The following is a 21,273-nucleotide window of genomic DNA, read 5'->3' on the forward strand; positions in this document are numbered from 1 at the left end:
CGGTGGACTTCAAGAACCTGGCAGGCAAGGCCATGGATTTGGCCCAGAAGAACGCGGACAAGCTGGACGCGGTGATCGACAAGGCGGGTGACCTCGTCGACGAGAAGACGGGCAAGAAGTACGCCGGCCAGGTCGACTCCGCTCAGGACGCCGCGAAGAAGGCCTTGCGTGAGCAGTGAGTTCTGAAGGGGATCCGGCCACGGCCGGATCCCGTTCTCGTGTCAGTTGGTCCCCGCCAGCAGCGGGGTGATGGTGGCGACATCGGTCACCAGCGCATGGCCCTGGAATTCGAAGTCGTCATAGGCCCGCGCCATGGCCTCTTTGTCCCGGCCGCCGACCGCGTCGCTGATCACCACCGGTACGAAACCCAGATCGGTGGAATGCGTGACCGTGGGCGCGATCCCGATCTCCAGCGCCACGCCCGCGATCGCGTAGGCACCGATGCGCAGGTCGCGCAGCATCGAGGCCAGCGGAGTCCCTTCGAACGCCGACATCGAGGTCTTGTCGAACACCACCTCGTCCGCTCTCGGCCGCAGCTCGGGAACCAGCTCGAAGGCCGGTGTGTCGCGTTGCAGGATGAAGCGCACCTTGTCCACCGAATCCACCTGCTGCCAGCTCATGGCCATGCGCAGCGCGAAGGCTCCGCTGAGGCGCTCGGGCAGGAAGAAATGGCGTAGGAAGATCACCGGGTAGCCACCCGAGCGCGCCGCATCGACCACTCCCACCACGCGTTCGATGATCTCCGGCCCGTCCGGCAACTGGCTGAGCACGCCGACCTGCATGTCGTAGACGATCACCGCCATCCGGTCCGGGGCGCACAGGTCGGCGAGTCCTTCGGGGATGTCCAGTCCGTTGCCATGCCGCATGCTCGGCTACTCCTCTTCGTGGCGCTCGCGCCGCGGACGGATCGCGCCCGACGGCTATTCGATTGCGCTGGGGGGATTTTCGCCAACACTGTAACCACTCCTGCGGACAGCTGAGGCGGTGGGTGTGACCTGCGGTCGACCGTTGCCGGGGCGATCGGCCCCGCAGTACCGTTGAAGTCTCGAGGTCAGGGTGAACCGGCACCCACCGTACGGGACACCTGTCGCCTCTCGGGACTGGGGAGGCCCTGATGAAGAATGTTCACCGAGCGCTTGTCCTCGCGCGAGCCGGCAACCGGCCTGTGCGCGCAGCGATCCCGCGAATGCTTCTGTCCGCGCTGATCGTTCTGTTCGCCGGCCTCAGCGCCGCACCGGAGGCGTACGCCCAGCTACTACCGCCGGACCAGGACCCGTTCTACGCGGCTCCCGCGGATGTCGGTAGGTACCGCAACGGCGCCGTGCTGGATAGCCGCCCGATCGCCTTGTTCGGGCTGCCTTTGCCGATTTCGGCATGGCAGGTGAAGTACCGGACCACGGACGCGAGCGACGATCCCGTCGCCGGTGTGGCCACCGTGATGGTCCCGATGCTGCCCTGGTTCGGCCCCGGCGTCCGGCCACTGCTGTCGTACCAGGTACCCGAGGACAGTCTCGGCATCCGGTGCGCGCCGTCGTACGCGCTGCGCGGCGGCTGGGACACCGGCACGGTGAACACACTGATCGACACGCCGTTCATGGCCGAGGCGCTGCGACGCGGGTGGGCAGTGGTGGTCAGTGACTACGAGGGGCCGCGATCGCGGTTCCTCGACGGCGTGAACTCCGGACGTGGTGTGCTGGACGGTGTCCGGGCGGCCCGCGACTTCCCGCAGGCCGGACTCGGACCCGCGACGCCCGTCGGCGCCTGGGGCTACTCGGGTGGTGCGTTCGCCACGCTGTGGGCCGCGCAGATCCAGCCGCAGTACGCCCCGGACGTGCGGTTCGCGGGGATTACCTCAGGTGGCGTTCCAGCGGATTGGCCTGCCATAGCCGATGGCGCGGACGGTACGGTGCAGGCGGGGCTGGCGATGCTGATCTTGTTCGCGATCGCCCGCAACGATCCCGGCGCGGGCGTGCTGGAGTTGCTCAACGATCGCGGGCGCGCGGCACTGGTCGAGGACGGCGCGGCCTGCGGATCCGATCTGGTGCCGAAGTACCTCGGCGCGCGGGTCGAGGATTTCACCCTCGTCCCGGATCTGCTCGCGCATCCGGCCTTCCGGGCCGCGACCGATGCCCAGGAACTCGGCGGCAGCGCGCCCGAGGCGCCGATGTACCTGTACCACAGCCGCACCGACGACGTGATTCCCGTGGCGGGTTTCACCGACTTGGTCGGCCGGTACTGCGCGCAGGGAGCGAGCGTCACCTCGGTGCACTCGATGCTGCCCACCCACAATCCGGCGGCGATCGGCGAGGCGCCCGGCGCGATGAACTTCCTCGCAGACCGGTTCGCGGGCCTGCCGGTGGCTCCCGGCTGCCGTGAACGATGAGCGGTGAGCGCCGCAGCGTCGGTCACGCCAAGGCGCGCGCTACAGCCGCTGACGGATTCGGTCGCCTGCTCGGCTGCGCCTGGGGGCCGCGCCGGCTCCGCGAACACGAGAGCGCACCGAATCACAGTCGATTCGGTGCGCGTCGTGCCTCGAGGGCACGGGTCAGTTCTGCGGACGGCCGGTGGTGTCCATCCACTTCGTGGTGCCGGGCGGCGCGGCGAGGGTGCTGATCAGATCGATACCGGCGATGATCAGAGCCGGTCCGCCGACGACGACGGTCCCGATGATGCCGCCGATGCCCGCGCCCGCGAGCACGGTGCCGATTCCGATGGGGCCGCCGATGAGGCCGGTCAGCCCGACGATCGCTCCGATGACCGTGCCGATGAATCCGCCGACCGCGGTGGCGATGCCGAACTGCGACAGGAACGCGTCCTGCGCCCGCTGGTTCTCGAACGGCGACGCGACCGGTGTGGCCGCCGGGCGGGCCTGCGCCGCATCCTTCACGACGGTCAGCTCGAGCACCCGGCCCGCGTCGCGCACAACGTGGGGCATGGGATATTCGAGCCCGTCCTGACGGAAGGCGAGCGGCAGTGTGACCGCGACGTTTCCGGCGGTGTCCTTGATGTCCACGGCGCCGGCGCGCGCCTCGAACGTGCCCGCGGTGAGCGTCGTGACGATCTTGTTCCCGACCAGTTGCGCTTCGTAGCCGATGTCCGGCACCGGCGCCGCGGCCGGTTGCGCGTTCGTGACGCCCGCTCCTACCGTGAGCGCGGCGATCAGTGGCGCGACTGCGGCGGTGACTTTCCGGAGAATCATTCTCGGTTCCAATCTTCATCAGGTTTCGAGCAATAGAGAACGCGGCACACGCCGAAAATCCTTCCCCCACTGGCGTGTAGATCCGTGATGTGATCAAGAAGACAGCTACTTCTGAGTGGTAACTGTACTGTGGCTGAGGGGGTTTAGGACCTTATTTTCAGGGGTAATCTTCCGCTTTTTTCCACCTATCCAGTGTTATAGCTGATAGCTATTCCACGGCAAGGGCGTGTGGAGGTTCGGCCGCTTCGGTCGTGGTCGTTGAATGCGGCGCGGTGAAATCCTCGGAACGGATTGTCGATCTCGGTAGATCCCACGGAGGTTCACGAAAGAAATGTCGCGGTACATCAGGGGCTTTCGATCGCATCCCCAGAGGCGTGGGTGTGTGGAGACATCACCCGGCGCGCGGGATCGCGCAGCAAGCGGCGCGATCCGGGCCGCCCCACCGCTTGGTCGGGCACATGACAATCGGCTCTGCACTCCAGCGCCGGGGCGAACCTGTCAGCACTACCGATTGGTTTCCGTCGAAACGTGACCCGGGTGGGCTTGCAAATACTCGGCGAATCTCGGGGCCATAACTTCGCCAGGACTGTCAGCTCTTTCGGTGTGTGTTCAGAACAGCAAGTGCAGAGCAATGGAGCCGAGGCAGACGCCGACGATCAGCGCGAGCGCCAGCGCGTCGCGCAGGCCGGGAGCGCTGGGGTGGGCGGTGAGCTGCCCGGTGCCGCCGCGCGCGGTGATCGCCTCACCCAGTTCACCGGCACGGCGGGTGGACACCGCCATGGCCGCGGTGAGGATGTCGATGAGCGGGTTGTCGGCGGCTCGGGCGAGCATGCCGTCCTTGGGGCGTAGGCGACGAGCGGCCCGCAGTACTCGAATCTCCTCCATGAGCAGCGGCAGACCGCGGAGGGTGAGCGCCACGACGACGGCCCACTCGTCCACCGGGATCCGAAGTCTGCGCAGCGGCGCACCCAGCTTGGCGAGAGCGGGGGCGATATCGCCCATCGGCGTGGTCCACGCGATGAGGAACGAGGCGGCGATCAGGATCAGGGTGAAGGTCGCGATCTGCGCGTAGCGCAGCACCGCCGCCCCGCCGACCGGCACGGTGATCAGGCCTCCGACGACGAACAGCGCCCAGAACCACCAGGGCAGACGCGGCAGTGTGCCCAGCGGCAGCCGGGCGGCGACGCCGACGAACACGAGGAACGCCGTCATCACACCGAGCACCGGCCAGGACGGCAGGAACATCAGCACCAGGCTGATCAGGAACACTCCGATCATCTTGGTACCCGCCCACAGGCGATGCACCGGGCTGGCGACGGGCACTTGGCGCAGCAGGACGGTGCTCATGATCGACCTCCGTGCTCGAATCGCCACGCTGTCTCACCCGTGGCGCGCAATGCTCCTTGTCCGGGATCTGCTTGCGCCGCGGCCTTGCGCGCCGCCGGCGTGGCGTCCCATGCGGCCTCCGCGCTCAGAATGCGTCCCGAGCGCAGGTGTACCGTGCGGTCGCACACCGCTGCCATGTCGGCCACGTCGTGCGAGATGACGATCAGCGTCAATCCGGAATCCCGCAGGCGTGCGAGCAACTCCACGATGTCGGCCCTGCCCTCCGGGTCGAGGCCGGCCAGTGGTTCGTCGAGCACGACCACCTGAGGATGGCTGGCCACGATCGCGGCGAGCACCACGCGTTTGGCCTGGCCGCCGCTGAGTTCCTCGATCGAGCGCGCGGCCAGTGACCGGTCCAGCCCGACCGCGTCCAGCGCGCGCCCGACCGCACCGGAGCCCGTTGCCCGGCCGCCCCAGTCCGCGATCTCCGCGCCGACGGTCTGCTTCTGCAATTGCAGGCGGGAATGCTGGAAGGCCAGCTCCACCCGGCCGATCTGTTTGCTGATCGGCTTGCCGCGCAGTTCGCAGCGTCCGGAACTCGGTTCGATGAGGCCTGCCATGATCCAGGCGAGGGTGGACTTGCCCGAGCCGTTCCCGCCGACGATGAGCAACGCCTCACCCTGCCGGACGGAGAGGTCGACGCCGTGCAGGGCGGGCGCTTCCCACGGCGTCGCGCGGTTGTAGGTGTGCCGGACATCGCGCAGTTCGAGGATCGGCTCGCCCATCGGCCTGCGCCGGGTGTCGCGCACCGGACGTGGCCACGCGGGCAGCCGCTCGACCGACCGTCCCGCCGCCAGGTGCACGATGCGGTCCGCGGCCGCGGCGTCGGCTTCGTGGTGGGTCACCAGCACCACGGCCATCGGATGCCGTTTCGGCAGCGCGGCCAGCAGTTCCACCAGTTCCCGGCGCCCGTCCGGATCGACCATCGAGGTCGCTTCGTCGGCGATCAGCAGTGCGGGCCGCCGGGCCAGCGCCGCCGCGACCGCCAGCCGCTGCTGCTGTCCGCCGGAGAGCGTGGCGGTCTCCTTCGCCCCCATTCCGGCGAGACCGACTTCCTCGAGCAATCCGCCGACGTCCACTTCGGCGGCCAGCCGCGGGGGCAGTCCCCACACGACGTCGTCGGCGACGAGCACGCCGAGGGTCTGGCTCTCCGGTCGCTGCAATACCAGCGCCGTCCCCCCGAGCCTGCCGAGTCCGGCCGACCCGGGACGCTGCACCGATCCCGAGGTCGGCGGCAATCCGGCGAGCAGACGGGTCAGCGTCGACTTGCCCGAACCGTTGTGCCCTACCACGGCGACGAATTCGCCGACCTCGACGGTCAGGTCGATCTCGCGCAGCGCCTCGCGCATCGCGCCGGGGTAGCGGAAACCGGCATCGCGCAGCGTGACCGGCAACGGCGCGATGGGCCGATCGTCCAGCGGTGCGTCGAGCCGGTCCCGGCCGGGCAGCCAGGCGAGCCGGTCCAGCACCGAGCCGAGGACGTACCAGGAGAACATGCCGGTGGCCACCATGCCGAGCGCGACGCCGCCGCCCATCCAGACCCACCACCAGCGCAGCACCGCGTCGGTCAGGTCCGCCACGAACTGCCCCAGCGGCGCCAGTTGCGCCTCACGCGCGAGATCTTGCAGGCCGCGCGAGAGGTTGCGGATGTTGTCGAAGAACAGGTTGCGCACGGTGGACAGCACCAACAGCGATCCGACGGCGAACGCCGCCCAGGCCAGCCCGGCAAGCAGCGAGAGCCCGAACACCGCGACGACACCACGCCCGCGCCGCTTCACCGTGCCGATGATCCCGCCCATGGTCGCCGCCGCGACCAACGCCGTCGCCGACGCCATACCGGCCGCGACGAAGGTGACCAACGTCGCCGCGATCGTCGCGGTGACCAGGGCGCGCAGCCGGAAGCGGTGCGCGATCAGCCCGATCGGGACCGCGGCGACCAGGTTCAGGGCGGCCGCGAACGGAACCACCGATCCGACGGTCACCAACCCGACGGTGGCTCCGCCCAGCACCGCGCCGGTGGCCAGCTCGATCGGACGCAGCGGCCCCCGCACATCCGGGTCGCCCGGACGGGGCAGTTCATTCACAGCACAAGTCTGCCAGCCCGGCGAGGTCGGCCGGGTCAGGGCGAATTCGAGCGAGGCTCTCGACGCCGCCGTCCGTCACGAGACCGGTGTGAGGGTGTAGTGGCTTGGGTCGAGGCGACGGGTGTGGCGGCGGTAGCTGGTCTGCGAGCCGGGCCAGTTGTTGGTGATGCGGCCCGCGGCGTTGCGGTACCAGCTGGAGCAGAAGTTCCACGGCGTCCGGGCCAGGCGTTGCTGGAGAGCGGTGTTGTAGTGCTCCTCCAGATCGGCGCGAACGTCGACGCAGTGGCCGGGGTGGTCGGCGAGCAACTGCACGGCCTGGCGGATGTAGCGGGTCTGCGACTCGATCATGTAGATGATCGAGCCGACGCCGAGATTGGTGTTCGGGCCGTAGACCAGGAACAGGTTCGGGAAGTCGGGCACGGTGATGCCGTAGTACGCGTGCGCGCCGTCGGCCCAGGCGTCGGCCAGCTTGCGGCCCCCGCGGCCGTAGATGTCCATCGGCCACAGGAACTCCGTGCCCTTGAAACCGGTGCCGTAGACGATCACGTCCGCCTCGTGCGTGACTCCGTCGGCGGTGCGTACGCCCTGCGGGGTGATCGCGCTGATCGCCGTGGTCTCCACCCGCACGTTCGGTTGGGTGAGCGCGGGGTAGTAGTCGTTGGAGAACAGCGCGCGCTTGCATCCGATCGGATAGCCGGGCGTGAGCTTGGCCCGCAATCGCGGGTCCTCGACCTGTTTGGCGAGGTGCCGGGAGGCGATGCGGCCCACCAGCCGTGCGATGGCAGGGACCTCCACCAGCCCGAGGGAGACGAACTCCGCGATCGACCACCACCCGAACCGCTCGGCCAGCAGCGCGCCCGGTACCCGCGCGAACAGGTTGTGCTGGATCGGCGAGTAATCGGTGTCGAACTTCGGGATCACCCAGGCGGGAGTGCGCTGGAACAGCGTGAGGTGGGCGACCGCGGGCTGGATTTCCGGGATGTACTGCACGGCGCTGGCTCCGGTGCCGATGCAGGCGACGCGTTTGCCGCTCAGGACGACGTCGTGGTCCCACTCTGCCGAATGGAACGACGGGCCCGCGAAGGTGTCGATGCCGGGAATGTCGGGCATGGACGGACGCGACAGCTGACCCACCGCAGAGATCAGCACGTCCACGCTCCGGGTATCCCCGTCGGCGGTACGGATGGTCCACCGACCGGTGGCGTCGTCGAACTCGGCGTCGGTGACGCTCGTGCCGAAGCGGACCGACTCCAGCACGCCGTGCCGTTCGGCGACGCCGCGCAGGTATTCGTGGATGGCGGCACGCCCGGAGTACCGCTGCGGCCAGTCCGGCTTGGGTTCGAACGAGTACGAGTACAGCGGGGACGGCACGTCGCAGGCCGCGCCGGGGTAGGTGTTCTCCCGCCACACCCCGCCGATGTCCTCGGCGCGCTCCAGAATGATGATGTCGTCGAAGCCGTTGCGGCGCAGTTCGACCGCCATGCCGATGCCGCCGAAGCCCGCGCCGATGACGAGGACCGATGGCCGACGCCGCCCTGTCATGTGACACTCCTCACTCCGACCGTAGCTGACTCCACTGTAGGAGCCGCCGTGCCGTCGTATAGAGAAATTCGGCCATAATGTCCGCGTGGAGCGGGTACAGGATCCGGACATCCGCGATTGGAACTTTCCGCGCGGCGTGGCCAGCGTGGCGCTGATGGTCGGCTACGCGGCCGAACACGGCGTTCCCGCTGCCCACATGCTGCGCGGTACCGCGCTCTTCGAGCAGCAATTGCGCGATCCGGACGCACAGATCGATGCGCACACCGAGCTGGCAGTCGTGCGCAATCTCGTCCGTGAGCTCGCCGGCCGGCCCGCGCTGGGCGTGGAGATCGGTCGCCGCTACCGGATCACCACCTTCGGCATCTTCGGCTTCGCCTGCGTCAGCAGCCCGACGCTGGGTGAAGCGATCAGCTTCGCGCTGCGTTATCTGGACCTCAGCTTCACGTTCTGCCTGCCGGTGGCCGAGTGGGGCGACAGCGAGTTCGTCGCGGTGGTGCACGACGAGTCGGTGCCGACGGACGTGCGCCAATTCCTTGTCGAACGCGACGTCACCGCGATGCATCGGGTGATGAGCGATCTGCTCGGCACCCCCTTGCCGCTGACCAGGGCGGAATTCCGTTTTCCCGCGCCCGCTCACGCGGACCGAATCATGGACGTCACCGTGGTCGCGCCGCGTTTCGGGATGCCGCGCAACCTGTTCGCGATCGAGCCGATGCTGCTGGAACAACCGTTGCCGCAGGCCAACGAGCACACCTGGGCGATGTGCCTGGCGCAGTGCCGTGATCTGGTGCACCGCCGCAGGGCCCGCACCGGCATCGCGGCCGAGGTACGCGAGCGGCTGGTGCCGCGCGGCGGCGCGGACGGTTTCGCCGCCCCGCCCGGCATCGACGCGGTGGCGAACGATCTCAACATGAGCACGCGCACGCTGCGGCGTCATCTGGACGCGGCGGGCACCAGCTATCGCGCGTTGCTGGACGAAGTACGGCGCGCTCTGGCAGAGGAAATGCTCACCGCCACACCGCTTTCGGTGAGCGATGTGGCGATCCGGCTCGGCTATGCCGAAGCCTCGACTTTCATCTTCGCCTTCAAAAGGTGGACCGGTAACACGCCGGCGGCCTACCGCCGGGAGCGCGCCGTCCGACGCTAGGCGCCTTCGCCGCGGCCGCTCCGGCTGCCGGTGTAGGCCAGCTCGCGGATCTTGCCGACGGCTTTCGGGAACAGCTCCACCTCGGGCGGATGGTTCAGCATCGGATCGAAGTAATCCGTTCGATGCTCGGCGGATTCCGCGGGACGCAACGTGAGTTCGGCGACCCGCCAGGCCGGTCCGACGAGGCGGCTCGCGGTGAGGGTGAAGCTCACCAGGTCCTCGTTCATGTGGGCTTGCATCGACTCGAGCGACGCCGAGGCCGGTTGAACGCTGTCCGGTTCGGCGAAGAACCAGGTCGGCGCGGAGTTGTCGATCCGGTAGGGCATCAGGCAGCCGTAGCGTGCGGTGGCCCAGCCGCGCGCCGGGGTGATCACGAAGCGGCCGAGCGGTCCCCGGCCGGTGGTGGCCAACGCGAAATCCCAAGGCTGGTCGTCATGGCCGAGCACCCGGAAGGCCAAGCCCAGGACATCGGGCAGTCCGTCCGGCATCCCGACACCCTTGGACAGCCGTGCGATCACCGCGCGATCACCGGGGCCGAACAGCGGCTCGAACTCGGGTTCCGCGTGCAGACGACCGGCCAGGTGCAACCCGTTCGGGTGGAATACCCGCGCATGCCGGATCCGTGCTCCGGCCGCGAACGCGTTCTTCACCACTGCGGCTGGTAGATCGACCATGGTGATCCTCCCGGGTAGGCGTCGTGTGCCTCCCGATTGCCCGGGCTCGTGCCGGGTAAACCGCGCTCAGGCCGGTTGCACGCCGATCCGGCCGCTCATCGGAACGGACCGGAAATGGGTGGTGAGCCGGTGGTCGTCATCGATGACGTGCAGCGAGACCGCCGGGTCAGGGGCGTAGTCCATGACGTGATCGGGCAGGTCGAGTTCCCACTCGCCGCTCAGCACCGACGCGGTGCTGGGGGCGACCAGCAGCGGGCGTCCCCCGAACGTGGTGGTCGCGGCCGAATGCGCGTGGCCGGTGAGCACGGCGAGGATCCGGTCGTCACCGGCGACCAGGTCGGCCAGCCGCTGCGGGTCGGCGAGGGAGATCTCGTCGACGATCGGGCTGAACAGGTGCGCGGGGGGATGGTGCAGCGCGAGCAGGATCGGCTTGCCCGCGGGCGCGGCGTCGAGCACCTCGCCCAGCCACCGGTAGGTCTCCTCGGCAAGTCGACCGCCTGCCTCGCCCGGGACGCTCGAATCCAGCAGCGCGATGGTGAGATCGCCGATGCGGTGCACGTGGTTGATCGGTGCGTCGGAGGTGGGCTCGCCGAGCAGGCCGGTGCGGAACCCGGCGCGGTCGTCGTGATTGCCGGGGATGGCGTACACCGGGGTCTCGGCGTGGAACGCGAGCTTGGCCTCCGCGTACTGCTCGGGTTTGCCGGATTCGGTGACGTCGCCGGTCACCAGGATGGCATCGGGTCTGCGGCGCAGGCCGGCGAGGAACGCCATGACCCGCTGTACACGTTCGGCGTTGCGGGTGCCGAGATCGAAATGTGTGTCGCTGACCTGAGCCACCAGGATCATCGGCATTCGCTTTCGCTAGGGGTTCGCTGCACTGCGTCAGAGTGTGCGCGCGTCGCGCCCGCCGCACGCCATCAGGCTAATTGACCTGCGTATTACGCGTCGCCATGACGCTCGCCACCGCGCGAATGATGTCCGCCGGTATGTGCGGAGAGTCACATTGTGAAGCGTGTGGTGGTGCTGGTCGGGGCTCCGTATCGAGCGGTCCCGGCACATGGAAGGTGGCGCCGATGCCCGTGCTTTTGGAAACGTCAGGATGCGGGCGGTTCGGACACCGCGTCGGAGAGGGTGCGCAGGGCGCGCAGGAAAACGCGGCGGTCCGATGCGGGAAGCCGTTCGAGCAGGCGGTCCTCGCCGGCCTGGATGTCGTGCTGGGCGCGGTCGCGCAGATCGCGGCCCGCGTCGGTGAGCGACACCAGGTTGACCCGCCGGTCCGCGGGGTCCGGCTCGCGGGTGATCAGTCCCCGGCGCTGGAGTTCGTCGAGCACGCCGATGATGCGGGTCTTGTCCGCGCCGATCGCCTTGGCCAGCGCCGCCTGGGTGTGGACGGGTTCGGAGTCGAGGCCGAGCAGCACGGCGTAGCCCCACATCGACAGCTCGTGGCGCTCCAGCACGGGCAGCTCCAGGGCCATCAACGCCCGGCCGAGCGGCACGAGCATCGCGGCGAGATCGGGACGGACGTTCGGCATGGATCGACGATACTGCTTGGCAAATCGTACGCTTAAGCTTACTATAAGCTCATGCTTACTGAATCTATGGAAGATATGCGCGCCCGTCACGCCCGTTCGGTTCGATTGACCGTGGACGTCGTCGCCCGCGTGCGCCCTGATCAGCTGGATGCCGAAACCCCTTGCACTGGTTGGCGTCTACGTGACCTGCTGGAACACATGACCGCGCAGAATCACGGCTTCGCCGCTGCCGCGCGGGGCGGCGACGATCCCGGGGTCTGGGCTGTCCGCACGTCCGCCGATCCGGTCGCCGCCTATCTCGCCTCCGCCGACGACGTGGTCGCCGCCTTCGCCGCGCAAGACGTCTTCGAGCGCTCGCTGGCGTTTCCGGAAGCGCCTGGCCACCCTGTTCCCGCCACCCAGGCGATCGGCTTCCACCTGGTGGACAGCGTCGTCCACGCCTGGGACGTCGCACGATCGATCGGAGAAACCGTCACTCCCGATCCGGCCGTAGCCGAAGCGGCGCTGAACATAGCCCTCGCCGTCCCCGACGGCCCCGAACGGTCCGCCCCCGGTTCGGTCTTCGCGCCGGCGCTGTCCGTCCCGGAACAATCCTCGACGCTCGACCGCATCCTCTTGCTCCTCGGCCGCTCCCCGAACTGGCCGAGCTGACCGTCCGCCCGTCGCTCCCAAGGCTTTCCGCTGCTCGCACCGGCGGCGAATATGTGCACAGCCCGCCTGGGGATGACTGTGGAGGAAACGGAGTCGACGCCCAGGTGACCGACACCGGGCTGTAAGCGGAAGGGGATCGCGGGCTGGGTCAGCGGAGGGTAGGCAGCAGGCCGGCGGCGTGGGCGAGGGTCGCCGGGTCGGCGGATTCCCCCGGCGGGCCCCAGAACTCGGTGTCGGGTTCGGCGGTCAACCTCAGTTCCGGCGGGGTGCGCCAGGAGGCGGTCAGGCCCAGGCGCCAGGAATGCAAGTAGGTCCGTTGGTGGGCGCCGGAGCGATCGAACAAGGGGTCGCCGACGATCGGATGTCCGGTCCAGGCGAGATGGACGCGAATCTGGTGACGGCGGCCGGTGACGGGGCGCAGCGCGAGGACGGTGTGCGCCGGGGCGCGCAGCACGGTCACGAAATGGGTGAGCGAGGGATAGTTCTTGGCGGGCAGCAGGTCGGTGTCCTCGACGAACCAGCGGCCCTCCCGGCAGCGGATGCTTTCGCGCGGGGCCGCGATGCGCACCCGGTTCTTGCGTCCCACGCTGAGCGGCAGATCGATCACGCCGGAATCGGGCAGGCCGGTGGCCGCGACGACGGCCAGATACGCCTTGTCGGCGGTCTGTTTGTTGAACTGCCTGGTCAGCTCGCCGTGCGCGGGCAGTTCCTTCGCGAACAGGATCAGGCCGGAGGTCACCTTGTCGATCCGGTGCACCGGATAGAGCGTTTCACCGGAGGCGGCCGCCAGCTCGACGAGGTCGGTATCGTGGCGCTCCCCGGTGACGGAGATTCCGGCGGGTTTGTGCAGAGCCAGAATCGCCGCGTCCTCCTCGACGAGGGAACGCGCGCGCAGCTGTGACCAGTCGGTGTCCACCGGACGAGCCTAGGGCGGCTGTGGTCGGCTGCGGCACGCGGTCGCGGCTACCTGCCGTTCTTGCCGTTACGGCGGAGCAGGTGCGGGCGCAGGCGATTGAAGCCGCGCACCCGGACGCTGCGCAGGTGCTTGATGGTGAACGAAGGGTCGCCCTCCAACGCGGCGGCGGCGTGGTCGTCGATCAGGACGGTGCCCGGCCGCGCGACGCCGGTGAGCCGGGACGCGATGTTCACCACCGAGCCGTACAGATCTCCGAAGCGTTGCAGGACCGGGCCGTAGGCGATGGCGACGCGCAGGTCCGGGGTGCCGCCGACCATCATGGTCGACTCCTGGATGGCCAGGGCGGTGCGGGCGGCCTCGGTGGCGCTCTCGGTGGCGAACATGACTTCGTCGCCGACGTTCTTGATCACCCATCCGCCGTTCTCGGTGATGGCGGCGGTGGTGGTGGATTCGAACGCCTCGAGCAGCATGGACAGCTCGTCGGGGTGCAAATGCCTGGTCAGCCTGGTGTAGCCGACCATGTCGGCGAAACCGACGGCCAATTCGCGCACCGACTCACCCGCGCTCGTCCCCGGGTCGAGCGAGCGCGACAGCGCCGCGGCGAGATGCCGTCGCCACGCGTAGATGTTCAGCTGCTCGAGCGTGGCGATGGCGCCTTCGGTGGCGATGCGCACGGCCTCCTCCGGATCGGCGGCGGGGTCCATGCTCGCGATGCGCTCCTCGATCTCCGCCAGCACCAGGTCCACCTGCCATTCGGCCAGCCGCGCCATGCCCTGGCCGAGCGTGCGCGCGGTCGCCGACTGCTGCCGGGTGTCCGCCGCGGCCAGGACGGTCAGCTGCTCGAAGTTGCGAACCGCGGCGACGTCGGCGTCGGCGTAGTCGACCGCCGCGTCTCCGATACTCGACGGGAAACCGAGCGCCAACCACAATCGCTTCGTCAGCGCCGTCGTCGTCCCGGACCGCTCCGCGACCTCGGTGCGGTTGTACCGGCGCGCTCCGTCGAGCAAATAGGACTCGACGATCGACCGCACCAGCTCGGACCTCTCGGTGGGCACCATGATCGGTACCTTACGGGCCACCTCCGAAGAGTCCGCGTCCATTGGGTGAGTTCACATAACTCCGTCTACCCGAGGTCGACTTCGGCCCCGCACCGACAGCGTGTGCGTCCTCTGTGACCACCGAGACGGTCCCCGCCGTGCCGTGTGGGCTCGGTCGGTACACCCGCGCGCCGGCGGCGGGTATGCGCTTGGGCGCGAACGGATTCGATCGCGCAGCGCCAGGGCTAGGTGGTGGTGGACGGAGTGCGTCCGCGGAAGGTGCGGCGGAGGTCGTCGACCCATTCGGCCGGTATTTCCCACGGGATGAAGTGCCCGCCGTGGTGGTGGGCGGTGAGGTTGACGTGGTTGTACCAATCGCCGCGGTCGCTGTCGAGGAAGCTTTGCACCCGGCGGTCGGTGGTGACGCCGCGCGGGTTCTCGTAGCCGACGAAGGTGATGCCGGTGGGAGCCTCGACGGGGGGCTGCCGGTCGTGCGAAGGGCGCCACGGGTAGCGATTGTTGTTGGCGTAGGTGCGGATCGAAGAGCCGATGGAGTTGGTGACCCAGAAGATCATCGCGTGGGTGAGCAGGTCGTCCTTGCCGAAGACGGACTCGATGTCGCCGCCGTTGTCGCTCCAGCTCACCCAGCGTTGCAGGATCCAGGCGAGCAGTCCGGCGGGCGAGTCGGACAAGCCGTAGGCGAGGGTGCTCGGTTCGAGCACATGCGCGGCCAGGTGGACGGCGAAGCGCCGTTCCAGCGCGATGATCCGGGCGCGCACGTCGGCGGGCAGGCCGTCCGGAATGGGTCTGCCGCCGGTGATGTCCCAACCGCGGTCGCCGTCGAACAGGGTGAGCTTCTGGCCGGAGCCGATGTGGATGCCGTACAACTCGTCGGCGTACTTGTGCCCGAGCTGCCCCGTGACCAGCGCGCCGACATCACAGCCCGCCGCGGCGTACTTCGTATGACCGAGCGTCTCGGTCATGAGAACGTGCCAGAGGTCGGCGACCTTCCAGAAGTTCATGTCCGGGTTGTCCGGCAGCGGCGCGGAGAATCCGAACCCGGGGAACGAGGGGACGATCACCTCGAACGCATCGGCAGGGTCGCCGCCGAATGCCGCGGGGTCGGCCAGCGGGTCGACAACCTTCGCCCAGTGCCAGAATGTCCATGGCCACCCGTGGGTGAGGAGCAACGGAGTCGGGTTCGGCCCGGCGCCCGGCTTTCGCATGAAATGCACCGGCACGCCGTCGGTCTCGACGAAGTAGTGCTCGTAAGCGTTGATCGCGGCCTCGGCGGCGCGCCAGTCGTAATCGGTGCGCCAGTACTCGACCAGTTCCTGGAGATAGGTCCGCGATACGCCGTAGGACCAGTCCTCATTACCCGCGTCGACCGGCCAGCGCGTCAGCTCGAGTCGTCGCCGCAGGTCGGTGAGCACCTCGTCGGACACATGAATGGGCGTGGACTCCAGCGGGAACGGCCGCTTCTCGACTCCACGGGAACGCTCATGACTCACCGGGCCAGTATGCTCCGCGCGTCCCCCGTGTTCGGCGTCAGTTCACCCGACGCTGCCGATCAGTCGTGTCCTTTTCCGGTGTGCGGAGAAGGCGGATTTGATCACGGAGGTCATCGCCACCCTCGGCGCACCGCGATAACGTCGGGCCGACGGATGGATCTCTGATCGGAGGGCGCTGTGGTCAAGACCGGAGGGGCTGCGAAGCTCGAGGTCACGGAGGGTGCGCTGACGCACGGCATGCCGTACTTCGCCATCGGTTCGGGTCGGCCACTGGTGTTCCTCCGGTGGTTCACCCCCGACCACGCGAATCCGCACGGTTGGATGCGTGACTCCGAGATCAAGGTGCTGCGGCCGCTGGCCGGGCACTTCCGCGTCTTCGCGGTGGGCCGCGCGCCCGGCATGGCCGAGGGCATCACGATGGCCGAGATCGCCGCCGAGCACGCGGACGCGCTGCGCGGCGAGTTCGGCGAGCCGGTCGACGTGCTCGGCATCTCCTCGGGTGGTTCGGTGGCATTGCAACTCGCCGCCGACCATCCGCGAGTTGTGCGCCGCCTTGTCGTCGCATCATCCGGATGCCGTTTGGATCCGGCCCTCGAGGAAGGGCAGATGCGTTACGCCGAAGCCGCTTTGCAGGGGCGGCGGGCGATGCACCACTTGGCGTCGAGCGCCGTGTCCTCGCCCGTCGCCGCCCGCTTCGCGGCGGCCGCCATGTGGCTGATCGACCCGTTGACCCGTCCCCGCAACCCTGCCGACACGCACGCCTTCCTGCGCGCAGAAGACGCGTTCGACCTCACCGAGCGCCTCGGCGACATCCAGGCGCCCACTCTCGTGATCGGCGGCGAACGAGACGCCGCCTACAGCCTGGGCACCTTCCGCCGCACCGCCGACGGGATTCCCGATTCCCGCCTCGTCATCTATCGCGGCGCCGGCCACATGGGCGCGGTCAAACATCCCCGCTTCGCCGCCGACGTCACCGACTTCCTCACCCGGCCTGCCTGACCCCGTCACCGGCTTCGCCGGCGCGGTCGCTCCTCGCCCAGGCCGAGGCCGAGGCCGCTGTGCATCGGCCGTGGTCACTGCGAACCTGTTCTGGCTTCGTCCGACCGGTGGTCAGGGTTTGGGGGTGGGGGTCCAGTAGCCGCGGCGGCGGTTCCGGATGGCTGCGCGGGCGGCCGTGTGGAGGCGTTCGGCCAATTCGGCGGGAGCCGACAGGTCGTCCCACATCCAGCGGACGACCGTCCAGCCGAGGGCTCGGAGTCGCTCGTCGCGCAGCTCTCGCGCGGTGATTGCCTGCGCGTCGGGTGAGAGGCCGCCTGACGCGGCTGCACGGTCGGGTTTCCCGTCGAACTCGCCGACCACGCCGAGGTCGGGGAACAGGAAATCGACGCGACCTACGCATATCTCGTTTTCGGAGAAGACGCGCGCGTGCAGCTCGGGAGCGGGGAAGCCGCCTTGGCGCAGCAGGATCCGGCTGCGGGATTCGCCGACGCTCTCGCTGCGGCCGTCCAGGAAGTCCAGGACCAGGGCAGCTCGGCGGCATCCGGGCCGCTGCCGGGCCCGGCGGAGGTGTTCGCGCAGTTCGGTGGTGGTCGTCAGACCCTGACGCAGTGCGGAATCGCCCACGGCCACCGACTGTTCGAAGCCTTCCGAGCGCGCGATATCGAGGACAGTGCGCGCCGGGGTGGTCACGCATACGTTGTCGACCAGGGTGATCTCGTCGGGCTCCACCCGGGCGGAGTGGACCACGACCCGTCTGCTCAGCCGCCCGCCGTTGATTCGATTCCTGGTCAGATGGACGCGGTCGAGCCGAATGCCCCAAGTGGGCAGCCCGTGCAGCACTGCCGCGGAGCAGTGGCTCGTGATGGCGGAGTCGGACGTGGACTCCGCGGTCGCCAGCGTCAGCAGCAGATGCCGACCGGGCGCACCGAGCCCGGATCGCGGCGCGGTCAGATAGTGCCCGGCCCGCAGCCGCTGCCATTGTCCGGTCCGGCACAGCCGGTACAGCGCCTTGTCGGACAGACCCGATGCCAGCGCTTGCCGACGCGAGATCAGTTGCGGTGCTTCCATACCGACGATCGTGATCGATCACCGCCCGGGAGACGCCCGCCGCTGCGGTGAATGTGGACAACTCGCGGGCTGTGGACAACCGCCATGCGGAATCAGCCCATCTGCGTCATGCCCGCCGCCACCACCCGCGCCACGTTCAGCACTTCGTCGGCGGTGGGCAGTGGCACACCGTCGAGGGCGTGCAGCCGGTCCGTGCTGGCGATGGCGAACATCGCCGAGACCCAGGCCGCGGCACACGCGCGGAGGGTTCCCGGGTGGACCGGTCCGGGGGCGCTCGCCTGGAGCACCTTGGCGGTCACGTCGAGCATCTGATCGCGCAGGCGGCGCAGCTGCCGCCGGACGTCGGGGTGGGTGTCGGCCTCCCGCCACAGGATCACCCGCAGCACCGACGAGTGGTGGTCGCGCAGGTTCAGCGCGGCATCGAGGTTGACCAGGCTCGCCGCCGGATCGCCAGGCGTCACCACCGTGCCGATGTCGTCGATCGGCTGCGCGGGCACCCGCTCGGACATCAAGGCGGACAGGATCGAATCCTTGGTCGGGAAGTAGTAGAAGACGAGTCCTTTGGGGACACCGGCCGCGGCGGCGATGGCCGCCGTCGCGGTGGCGTCGAATCCCTGCGCCGCGAAGAGTTTCTCCGCGGCGTCGAGGATGAGCTGCCGGGCGTCGCCGTCGGCTTTCGCGCTGCGGCGACGCCCGGCGCGCCGGGTCTTCGGCATCTGCATCAGTGATGCGGAGCCATGCCGTGCAGACGTCCCGACACCGCGGGCAGCGCCGCTACCGCGACCACCACCGTCACTATTCCGACCACCCATGCGGTCCAGGATGCGCTGCGGTACTCCGTGAAATCCATGACCCACGGTGAGAGGAACAGCAGCGCGCCGCACAGGCCCATCACGTAGTCGGCCGCCGCCATTTCGGGGCGGGCCATCTGCGCGAGACCGGTGAGGGCGATGAGCACGCCGAGCACGATCAACGACCACATGGCGTTGTCGTTGGTGTCCACCCAGAGGGGGGACAGCGCGGTGAAGGCTCCGAGTACGACAGCCAGGAAATCCTGCGCGCGGCTCTCGGTGAACATATGTACCTCCTCGGGCTGTGACTATGTCCTGTCCTCGGTATAGTCCTGATTGACCGCCCGATCAATATCGGAACGGCTACGATTGCGTCGCTGTTGCCCGGCCCTCTCGGCGTGATCGTCCTCACAGAGGCCGGAGCCATGCAGAGGTTAGGGTGGGCTTCGTCTCACCGCCGGTTCCGCGGAATCGGCTGCCGGGTTCCAATGAAGGGATGGCCGCATGACCGCGCCGATCGTGATCGTCGGAGCCGGCCTCGCCGGCCTGCGCACCGCGGAGGAATTGCGCCGCGCGGGCTACGCCGGTGGACTCGTGCTCATCGGTGACGAGTCGCGGTTGCCCTACGACCGGCCCCCGCTGTCCAAGCAATTCGTGCGCGGCGAAACCGACGACACCACATTGCGCCCGAGTGAGTTCTACAGCGAGAAGCAGATCGATCTGCGGTTGAGCACAGAAGCGGTCGGCGTCGACACCGACGGCCGCCGACTCCGGCTCGCCGACGGCACGACGCAGGATTACGACCAGCTGATCGTGGCCACCGGGCTGCGCCCGCGCCGCCTTCCCGGCCTGCCCGATCTCCGAGGCGTGCACGTGCTGCGCGGCCATTCCGACGCCGTCGCTCTGCGCGCCGATCTGAACGCGGCCACGACGGCGCTCGTCGTCGGCGCCGGGTTCATCGGCTGCGAGCTGGCCGCGAGCTTCCGTGCGCACGGGGTTCAGGTCGTGCTGATCGAACCGCAGGCGACGCCGCTGGCCTCGGTGCTCGGCGAACAGGTGGGTGAACTGGTCGCGCGGATGCACCGCGCGGAAGGCGTCGACCTGCGCTGCGGCACCGGCCTGGACACTCTTTTCGGCGACGACGCCGGGCGGGTTCGCGGGGCGCGGCTGTCCGACGGTACGGAGGTCGCCGCCGGCCTCGTCGTGATCGGGGTGGGCTCGCGGCCGGTCACCGAATGGCTGAACGATTCCGGGATCGCGCTGGCCGACCCGGTGGCCGGTGGCGGCGTGCTCGCCGACGAGGTGGGGCGGACCTCGGCCGAAGGCGTGTGGGCGGTCGGCGACGTGGCGGCGTGGCTGCACGAGACCGGATCGCGCAAACGCGTCGAACACTGGACCAACGCGGGCGAACAGGCGAAATTGGTCGCCTGCGCGCTGCTGGGAGCCGACCTGCCCACGGCCGCCCGCGTCCCGTACTTCTGGAGCGACCAGTACGACGTCAAGATCCAGGCTCTCGGCACCCCCGGCGCGACCGACGAGGTGCACATCGCCTCCGACGACGGCCGTAAGTTCCTCGCCTACTACGCGCAGGGCGGCAATCTCACCGGTGTCGTCGGCGCGGGCATGACGGCCCAGGTCATGAAGGCGCGCGCCAAGATCGCGGCGGGCGCTCCGGTGACCGAACTCCTGGCGCCGCGCTGAACGCTCGGTCGAAGCCACGTCAGCGGGCGCGGTGAAGCAGGGCACTGCGGCGCACGGGTGAAGTCGCCGCCGGGTGTCACGAGACGGCGTGGACGTGTTCTCGATCGCCGGAAATGGGACCCCGCCGCGGTGTGGCGGTCGCGGCACAGGTGGGCGCGTCCGGCGCGGAGCGCGTGCAGTGCCGTGAGCGGTGTGCGTGGCTGTCAGCGGGGCTGTATACGGTGGTGCGGTGATCGTCGCGCTCATCGACTCGGGTCTGGGGTTGCTGCCCACCTCCGCTTGGTTGCGCAAGTTGCGACCGGATGTGGATCTGCTGCTGCAACTCGACCCGGATGGGGCGCCGTGGGGGCCGAAGCCCGAGGACTGGGTCGTCGAGCGGGTCGTGGAGGCCGCGCGGACCTCGCTCCGGTCCGGCGCCGAGGTGATCGTCCTGCCGTGCAACACCGCGAGCGTGACGGCGCTCGAGCACGTGCGCGCGGACGTCGGGCCCGGCGTGCCGGTGATCGGCACCGTGCCCGCGATCAAGCCCGCGGCGGCAATATGCCGGTCGGTGGCGGTCTGGGCCACCGCGGCGACCACGGCCAGCCGCTACCAAGCCGATCTGATCGCGAAATTCGGCGGCGATGCCGACGTGGTCGGCGTGGCGTGCCACGGGTTGGCGGACGCGATCGACCGAGGTGATCTGGCGGCCGCCCACGACGCGATCGCCGACGCCGCGGCGCGGACGCCGCAGGATGTCGAGGGCGTGGTGCTCGGCTGCACGCACTACCCATTGGTCACCGACGCGATCGTGGCCGCGCTGCCCGATGGCGTGCGTCTGTTCGACAGTGCGCAAGCCGTTGCCGCGCAGACCATCCGGCGTATCGATGCCCTCGACCGCCCGAGCACCGGCACCGGAGAGGTCCGGGTGCTCAACAGCGGCCGGCCCGGTGCGCTGCCCGCCAGCGCGGCCGCGTTCGAGTCCGGCCGCGTTCTGGGCGCGCAGGGGTGAACCGCCGTCCGCCGCGCTCGCGCAGGGCAGTTCGGACCAGGAGC

The 21,273-nt window shown here is 69.1% G+C and carries 21 protein-coding genes; 7 read left to right on the forward strand and 14 right to left on the reverse strand.

What is annotated here, in order from left to right; translation table 11 throughout:
* Nucleotides 1-32 precede the first annotated feature (32 nt).
* Entirely contained in the window at nucleotides 33-179 is a 147-nt protein-coding gene (locus K8O92_12230) for an antitoxin (GenBank protein UAK35648.1), read from the forward strand.
* A 42-nt stretch (nucleotides 180-221) separates the two neighbouring features.
* Here the strand turns inward: K8O92_12230 and K8O92_12235 are convergent, their stop codons facing one another.
* Complete coding sequence (locus tag K8O92_12235; GenBank protein UAK34537.1) at nucleotides 222-866, reverse strand: cysteine hydrolase; 645 nt, start codon at nucleotides 864-866, stop codon at nucleotides 222-224.
* 320 nt (nucleotides 867-1,186) lie between these two features.
* On the opposite strand from K8O92_12235, the gene K8O92_12240 reads away from it, so the two are divergent.
* Nucleotides 1,187-2,383: a lipase family protein gene (locus K8O92_12240; GenBank protein ID UAK34538.1), complete on the forward strand. Its 1,197-nt coding sequence runs from the start codon at nucleotides 1,187-1,189 to the stop codon at nucleotides 2,381-2,383.
* A gap of 162 nt (nucleotides 2,384-2,545) precedes the next feature.
* On the opposite strand, the gene K8O92_12245 is transcribed toward K8O92_12240, so the two are convergent.
* The 4 genes from K8O92_12245 to K8O92_12260 all read right to left on the reverse strand — a co-directional run bounded on the left by K8O92_12245 (nucleotide 2,546) and on the right by K8O92_12260 (nucleotide 8,211).
* Nucleotides 2,546-3,199 carry an ammonium transporter gene (locus tag K8O92_12245; GenBank protein ID UAK34539.1) on the reverse strand — a complete coding sequence of 218 codons (654 nt, stop codon included), beginning with the start codon at nucleotides 3,197-3,199 and terminating at the stop codon, nucleotides 2,546-2,548.
* A 609-nt stretch (nucleotides 3,200-3,808) separates the two neighbouring features.
* Nucleotides 3,809-4,546: an energy-coupling factor transporter transmembrane protein EcfT gene (locus tag K8O92_12250; GenBank protein UAK34540.1), complete on the reverse strand. Its 738-nt coding sequence runs from the start codon at nucleotides 4,544-4,546 to the stop codon at nucleotides 3,809-3,811.
* Entirely contained in the window at nucleotides 4,543-6,660 is a 2,118-nt protein-coding gene (locus tag K8O92_12255) for an ATP-binding cassette domain-containing protein (protein UAK35649.1), read from the reverse strand. The genes K8O92_12250 and K8O92_12255 overlap by 4 nt, the downstream gene beginning before the upstream one ends.
* Before the next feature lie 84 nt (nucleotides 6,661-6,744).
* Nucleotides 6,745-8,211 (reverse strand): NAD(P)/FAD-dependent oxidoreductase, encoded by a 1,467-nt coding sequence (locus K8O92_12260; GenBank protein ID UAK34541.1) that lies wholly within the window; start codon nucleotides 8,209-8,211, stop codon nucleotides 6,745-6,747.
* An 85-nt stretch (nucleotides 8,212-8,296) separates the two neighbouring features.
* On the opposite strand from K8O92_12260, the gene K8O92_12265 reads away from it, so the two are divergent.
* A complete protein-coding gene (locus K8O92_12265; GenBank protein UAK34542.1) occupies nucleotides 8,297-9,358 on the forward strand; it encodes an AraC family transcriptional regulator in 1,062 nt (353 codons plus the stop codon).
* Here K8O92_12265 and K8O92_12270 read toward each other — a convergent pair.
* From K8O92_12270 to K8O92_12280, 3 genes are all read right to left on the reverse strand, one after another.
* Complete coding sequence (locus K8O92_12270; GenBank protein ID UAK34543.1) at nucleotides 9,355-10,032, reverse strand: phosphodiesterase; 678 nt, start codon at nucleotides 10,030-10,032, stop codon at nucleotides 9,355-9,357. The genes K8O92_12265 and K8O92_12270 overlap by 4 nt on opposite strands.
* 66 nt (nucleotides 10,033-10,098) lie before the next feature.
* Nucleotides 10,099-10,878: a metallophosphoesterase gene (locus K8O92_12275; GenBank protein ID UAK35650.1), complete on the reverse strand. Its 780-nt coding sequence runs from the start codon at nucleotides 10,876-10,878 to the stop codon at nucleotides 10,099-10,101.
* A 248-nt stretch (nucleotides 10,879-11,126) separates the two neighbouring features.
* Nucleotides 11,127-11,564 (reverse strand): MarR family winged helix-turn-helix transcriptional regulator, encoded by a 438-nt coding sequence (locus K8O92_12280; protein ID UAK34544.1) that lies wholly within the window; start codon nucleotides 11,562-11,564, stop codon nucleotides 11,127-11,129.
* 66 nt (nucleotides 11,565-11,630) lie between these two features.
* On the opposite strand from K8O92_12280, the gene K8O92_12285 reads away from it, so the two are divergent.
* On the forward strand, nucleotides 11,631-12,215 hold the full coding sequence (locus K8O92_12285; protein UAK35651.1) for a TIGR03086 family protein: 585 nt from the start codon (nucleotides 11,631-11,633) through the stop codon (nucleotides 12,213-12,215).
* Between the two features lie 148 nt (nucleotides 12,216-12,363).
* Here the strand turns inward: K8O92_12285 and K8O92_12290 are convergent, their stop codons facing one another.
* From K8O92_12290 to K8O92_12300, 3 genes are all read right to left on the reverse strand, one after another.
* Entirely contained in the window at nucleotides 12,364-13,131 is a 768-nt protein-coding gene (locus K8O92_12290) for an RNA pseudouridine synthase (protein UAK34545.1), read from the reverse strand.
* Between the two features lie 47 nt (nucleotides 13,132-13,178).
* Nucleotides 13,179-14,189, reverse strand: a complete 1,011-nt coding sequence (locus K8O92_12295) for an adenylate/guanylate cyclase domain-containing protein (GenBank protein UAK34546.1) — start codon at nucleotides 14,187-14,189, stop codon at nucleotides 13,179-13,181.
* A 224-nt stretch (nucleotides 14,190-14,413) separates the two neighbouring features.
* On the reverse strand, nucleotides 14,414-15,679 hold the full coding sequence (locus tag K8O92_12300) for an epoxide hydrolase (protein ID UAK34547.1): 1,266 nt from the start codon (nucleotides 15,677-15,679) through the stop codon (nucleotides 14,414-14,416).
* A gap of 237 nt (nucleotides 15,680-15,916) precedes the next feature.
* Here K8O92_12300 and K8O92_12305 point away from each other — a divergent pair, with 237 nt between their 5' ends.
* Nucleotides 15,917-16,678: an alpha/beta hydrolase gene (locus K8O92_12305; GenBank protein UAK35652.1), complete on the forward strand. Its 762-nt coding sequence runs from the start codon at nucleotides 15,917-15,919 to the stop codon at nucleotides 16,676-16,678.
* A gap of 111 nt (nucleotides 16,679-16,789) precedes the next feature.
* On the opposite strand, the gene K8O92_12310 is transcribed toward K8O92_12305, so the two are convergent.
* From K8O92_12310 to K8O92_12320, 3 genes are all read right to left on the reverse strand, one after another.
* Nucleotides 16,790-17,746 (reverse strand): type IV toxin-antitoxin system AbiEi family antitoxin domain-containing protein, encoded by a 957-nt coding sequence (locus tag K8O92_12310; GenBank protein UAK34548.1) that lies wholly within the window; start codon nucleotides 17,744-17,746, stop codon nucleotides 16,790-16,792.
* A gap of 92 nt (nucleotides 17,747-17,838) precedes the next feature.
* The gene (locus K8O92_12315; GenBank protein ID UAK34549.1) at nucleotides 17,839-18,468 is read right to left on the reverse strand and encodes a TetR/AcrR family transcriptional regulator; all 630 of its coding nucleotides are present in this window, start codon (nucleotides 18,466-18,468) and stop codon (nucleotides 17,839-17,841) included.
* Nucleotides 18,468-18,824 carry an SPW repeat protein gene (locus K8O92_12320; GenBank protein ID UAK34550.1) on the reverse strand — a complete coding sequence of 119 codons (357 nt, stop codon included), beginning with the start codon at nucleotides 18,822-18,824 and terminating at the stop codon, nucleotides 18,468-18,470. The genes K8O92_12315 and K8O92_12320 overlap by 1 nt, the downstream gene beginning before the upstream one ends.
* Before the next feature lie 217 nt (nucleotides 18,825-19,041).
* On the opposite strand from K8O92_12320, the gene K8O92_12325 reads away from it, so the two are divergent.
* Nucleotides 19,042-20,238, forward strand: coding sequence for an NAD(P)/FAD-dependent oxidoreductase (locus K8O92_12325; GenBank protein ID UAK34551.1), 1,197 nt, complete (start codon nucleotides 19,042-19,044; stop codon nucleotides 20,236-20,238).
* A 229-nt stretch (nucleotides 20,239-20,467) separates the two neighbouring features.
* Nucleotides 20,468-21,229, forward strand: coding sequence for an aspartate/glutamate racemase family protein (locus K8O92_12330; protein UAK34552.1), 762 nt, complete (start codon nucleotides 20,468-20,470; stop codon nucleotides 21,227-21,229).
* The last annotated feature ends 44 nt before the right edge of the window (nucleotides 21,230-21,273 follow it).

Origin of the sequence: Nocardia asteroides, from assembly GCA_019930625.1 — a bacterium.
Taxonomy (GTDB): Bacteria; Actinomycetota; Actinomycetes; order Mycobacteriales; family Mycobacteriaceae; genus Nocardia; species Nocardia sputi.

What these genes read in the sequence shown, in the direction of transcription:
- K8O92_12235 (UAK34537.1), bottom strand. Translation starts at nt 866, where the DNA reads ATGCGGCATGGCAACGGACTGGACATCCCCGAAGGACTCGCCGACCTG.
- K8O92_12310 (UAK34548.1), bottom strand. Translation starts at nt 17,746, where the DNA reads ATGGAAGCACCGCAACTGATCTCGCGTCGGCAAGCGCTGGCATCGGGT.
- K8O92_12305 (UAK35652.1), top strand. Translation starts at nt 15,917, where the DNA reads ATGCCGTACTTCGCCATCGGTTCGGGTCGGCCACTGGTGTTCCTCCGG.
- K8O92_12280 (UAK34544.1), bottom strand. Translation starts at nt 11,564, where the DNA reads ATGCCGAACGTCCGTCCCGATCTCGCCGCGATGCTCGTGCCGCTCGGC.
- K8O92_12260 (UAK34541.1), bottom strand. Translation starts at nt 8,211, where the DNA reads ATGACAGGGCGGCGTCGGCCATCGGTCCTCGTCATCGGCGCGGGCTTC.
- K8O92_12325 (UAK34551.1), top strand. Translation starts at nt 19,042, where the DNA reads ATGACCGCGCCGATCGTGATCGTCGGAGCCGGCCTCGCCGGCCTGCGC.
- K8O92_12240 (UAK34538.1), top strand. Translation starts at nt 1,187, where the DNA reads ATGCTTCTGTCCGCGCTGATCGTTCTGTTCGCCGGCCTCAGCGCCGCA.
- K8O92_12285 (UAK35651.1), top strand. Translation starts at nt 11,631, where the DNA reads ATGGAAGATATGCGCGCCCGTCACGCCCGTTCGGTTCGATTGACCGTG.
- K8O92_12275 (UAK35650.1), bottom strand. Translation starts at nt 10,878, where the DNA reads ATGATCCTGGTGGCTCAGGTCAGCGACACACATTTCGATCTCGGCACC.
- K8O92_12250 (UAK34540.1), bottom strand. Translation starts at nt 4,546, where the DNA reads ATGAGCACCGTCCTGCTGCGCCAAGTGCCCGTCGCCAGCCCGGTGCAT.
- K8O92_12270 (UAK34543.1), bottom strand. Translation starts at nt 10,032, where the DNA reads ATGGTCGATCTACCAGCCGCAGTGGTGAAGAACGCGTTCGCGGCCGGA.
- K8O92_12320 (UAK34550.1), bottom strand. Translation starts at nt 18,824, where the DNA reads ATGTTCACCGAGAGCCGCGCGCAGGATTTCCTGGCTGTCGTACTCGGA.
- K8O92_12295 (UAK34546.1), bottom strand. Translation starts at nt 14,189, where the DNA reads ATGGTGCCCACCGAGAGGTCCGAGCTGGTGCGGTCGATCGTCGAGTCC.
- K8O92_12230 (UAK35648.1), top strand. Translation starts at nt 33, where the DNA reads ATGGATTTGGCCCAGAAGAACGCGGACAAGCTGGACGCGGTGATCGAC.
- K8O92_12315 (UAK34549.1), bottom strand. Translation starts at nt 18,468, where the DNA reads ATGCAGATGCCGAAGACCCGGCGCGCCGGGCGTCGCCGCAGCGCGAAA.
- K8O92_12245 (UAK34539.1), bottom strand. Translation starts at nt 3,199, where the DNA reads ATGATTCTCCGGAAAGTCACCGCCGCAGTCGCGCCACTGATCGCCGCG.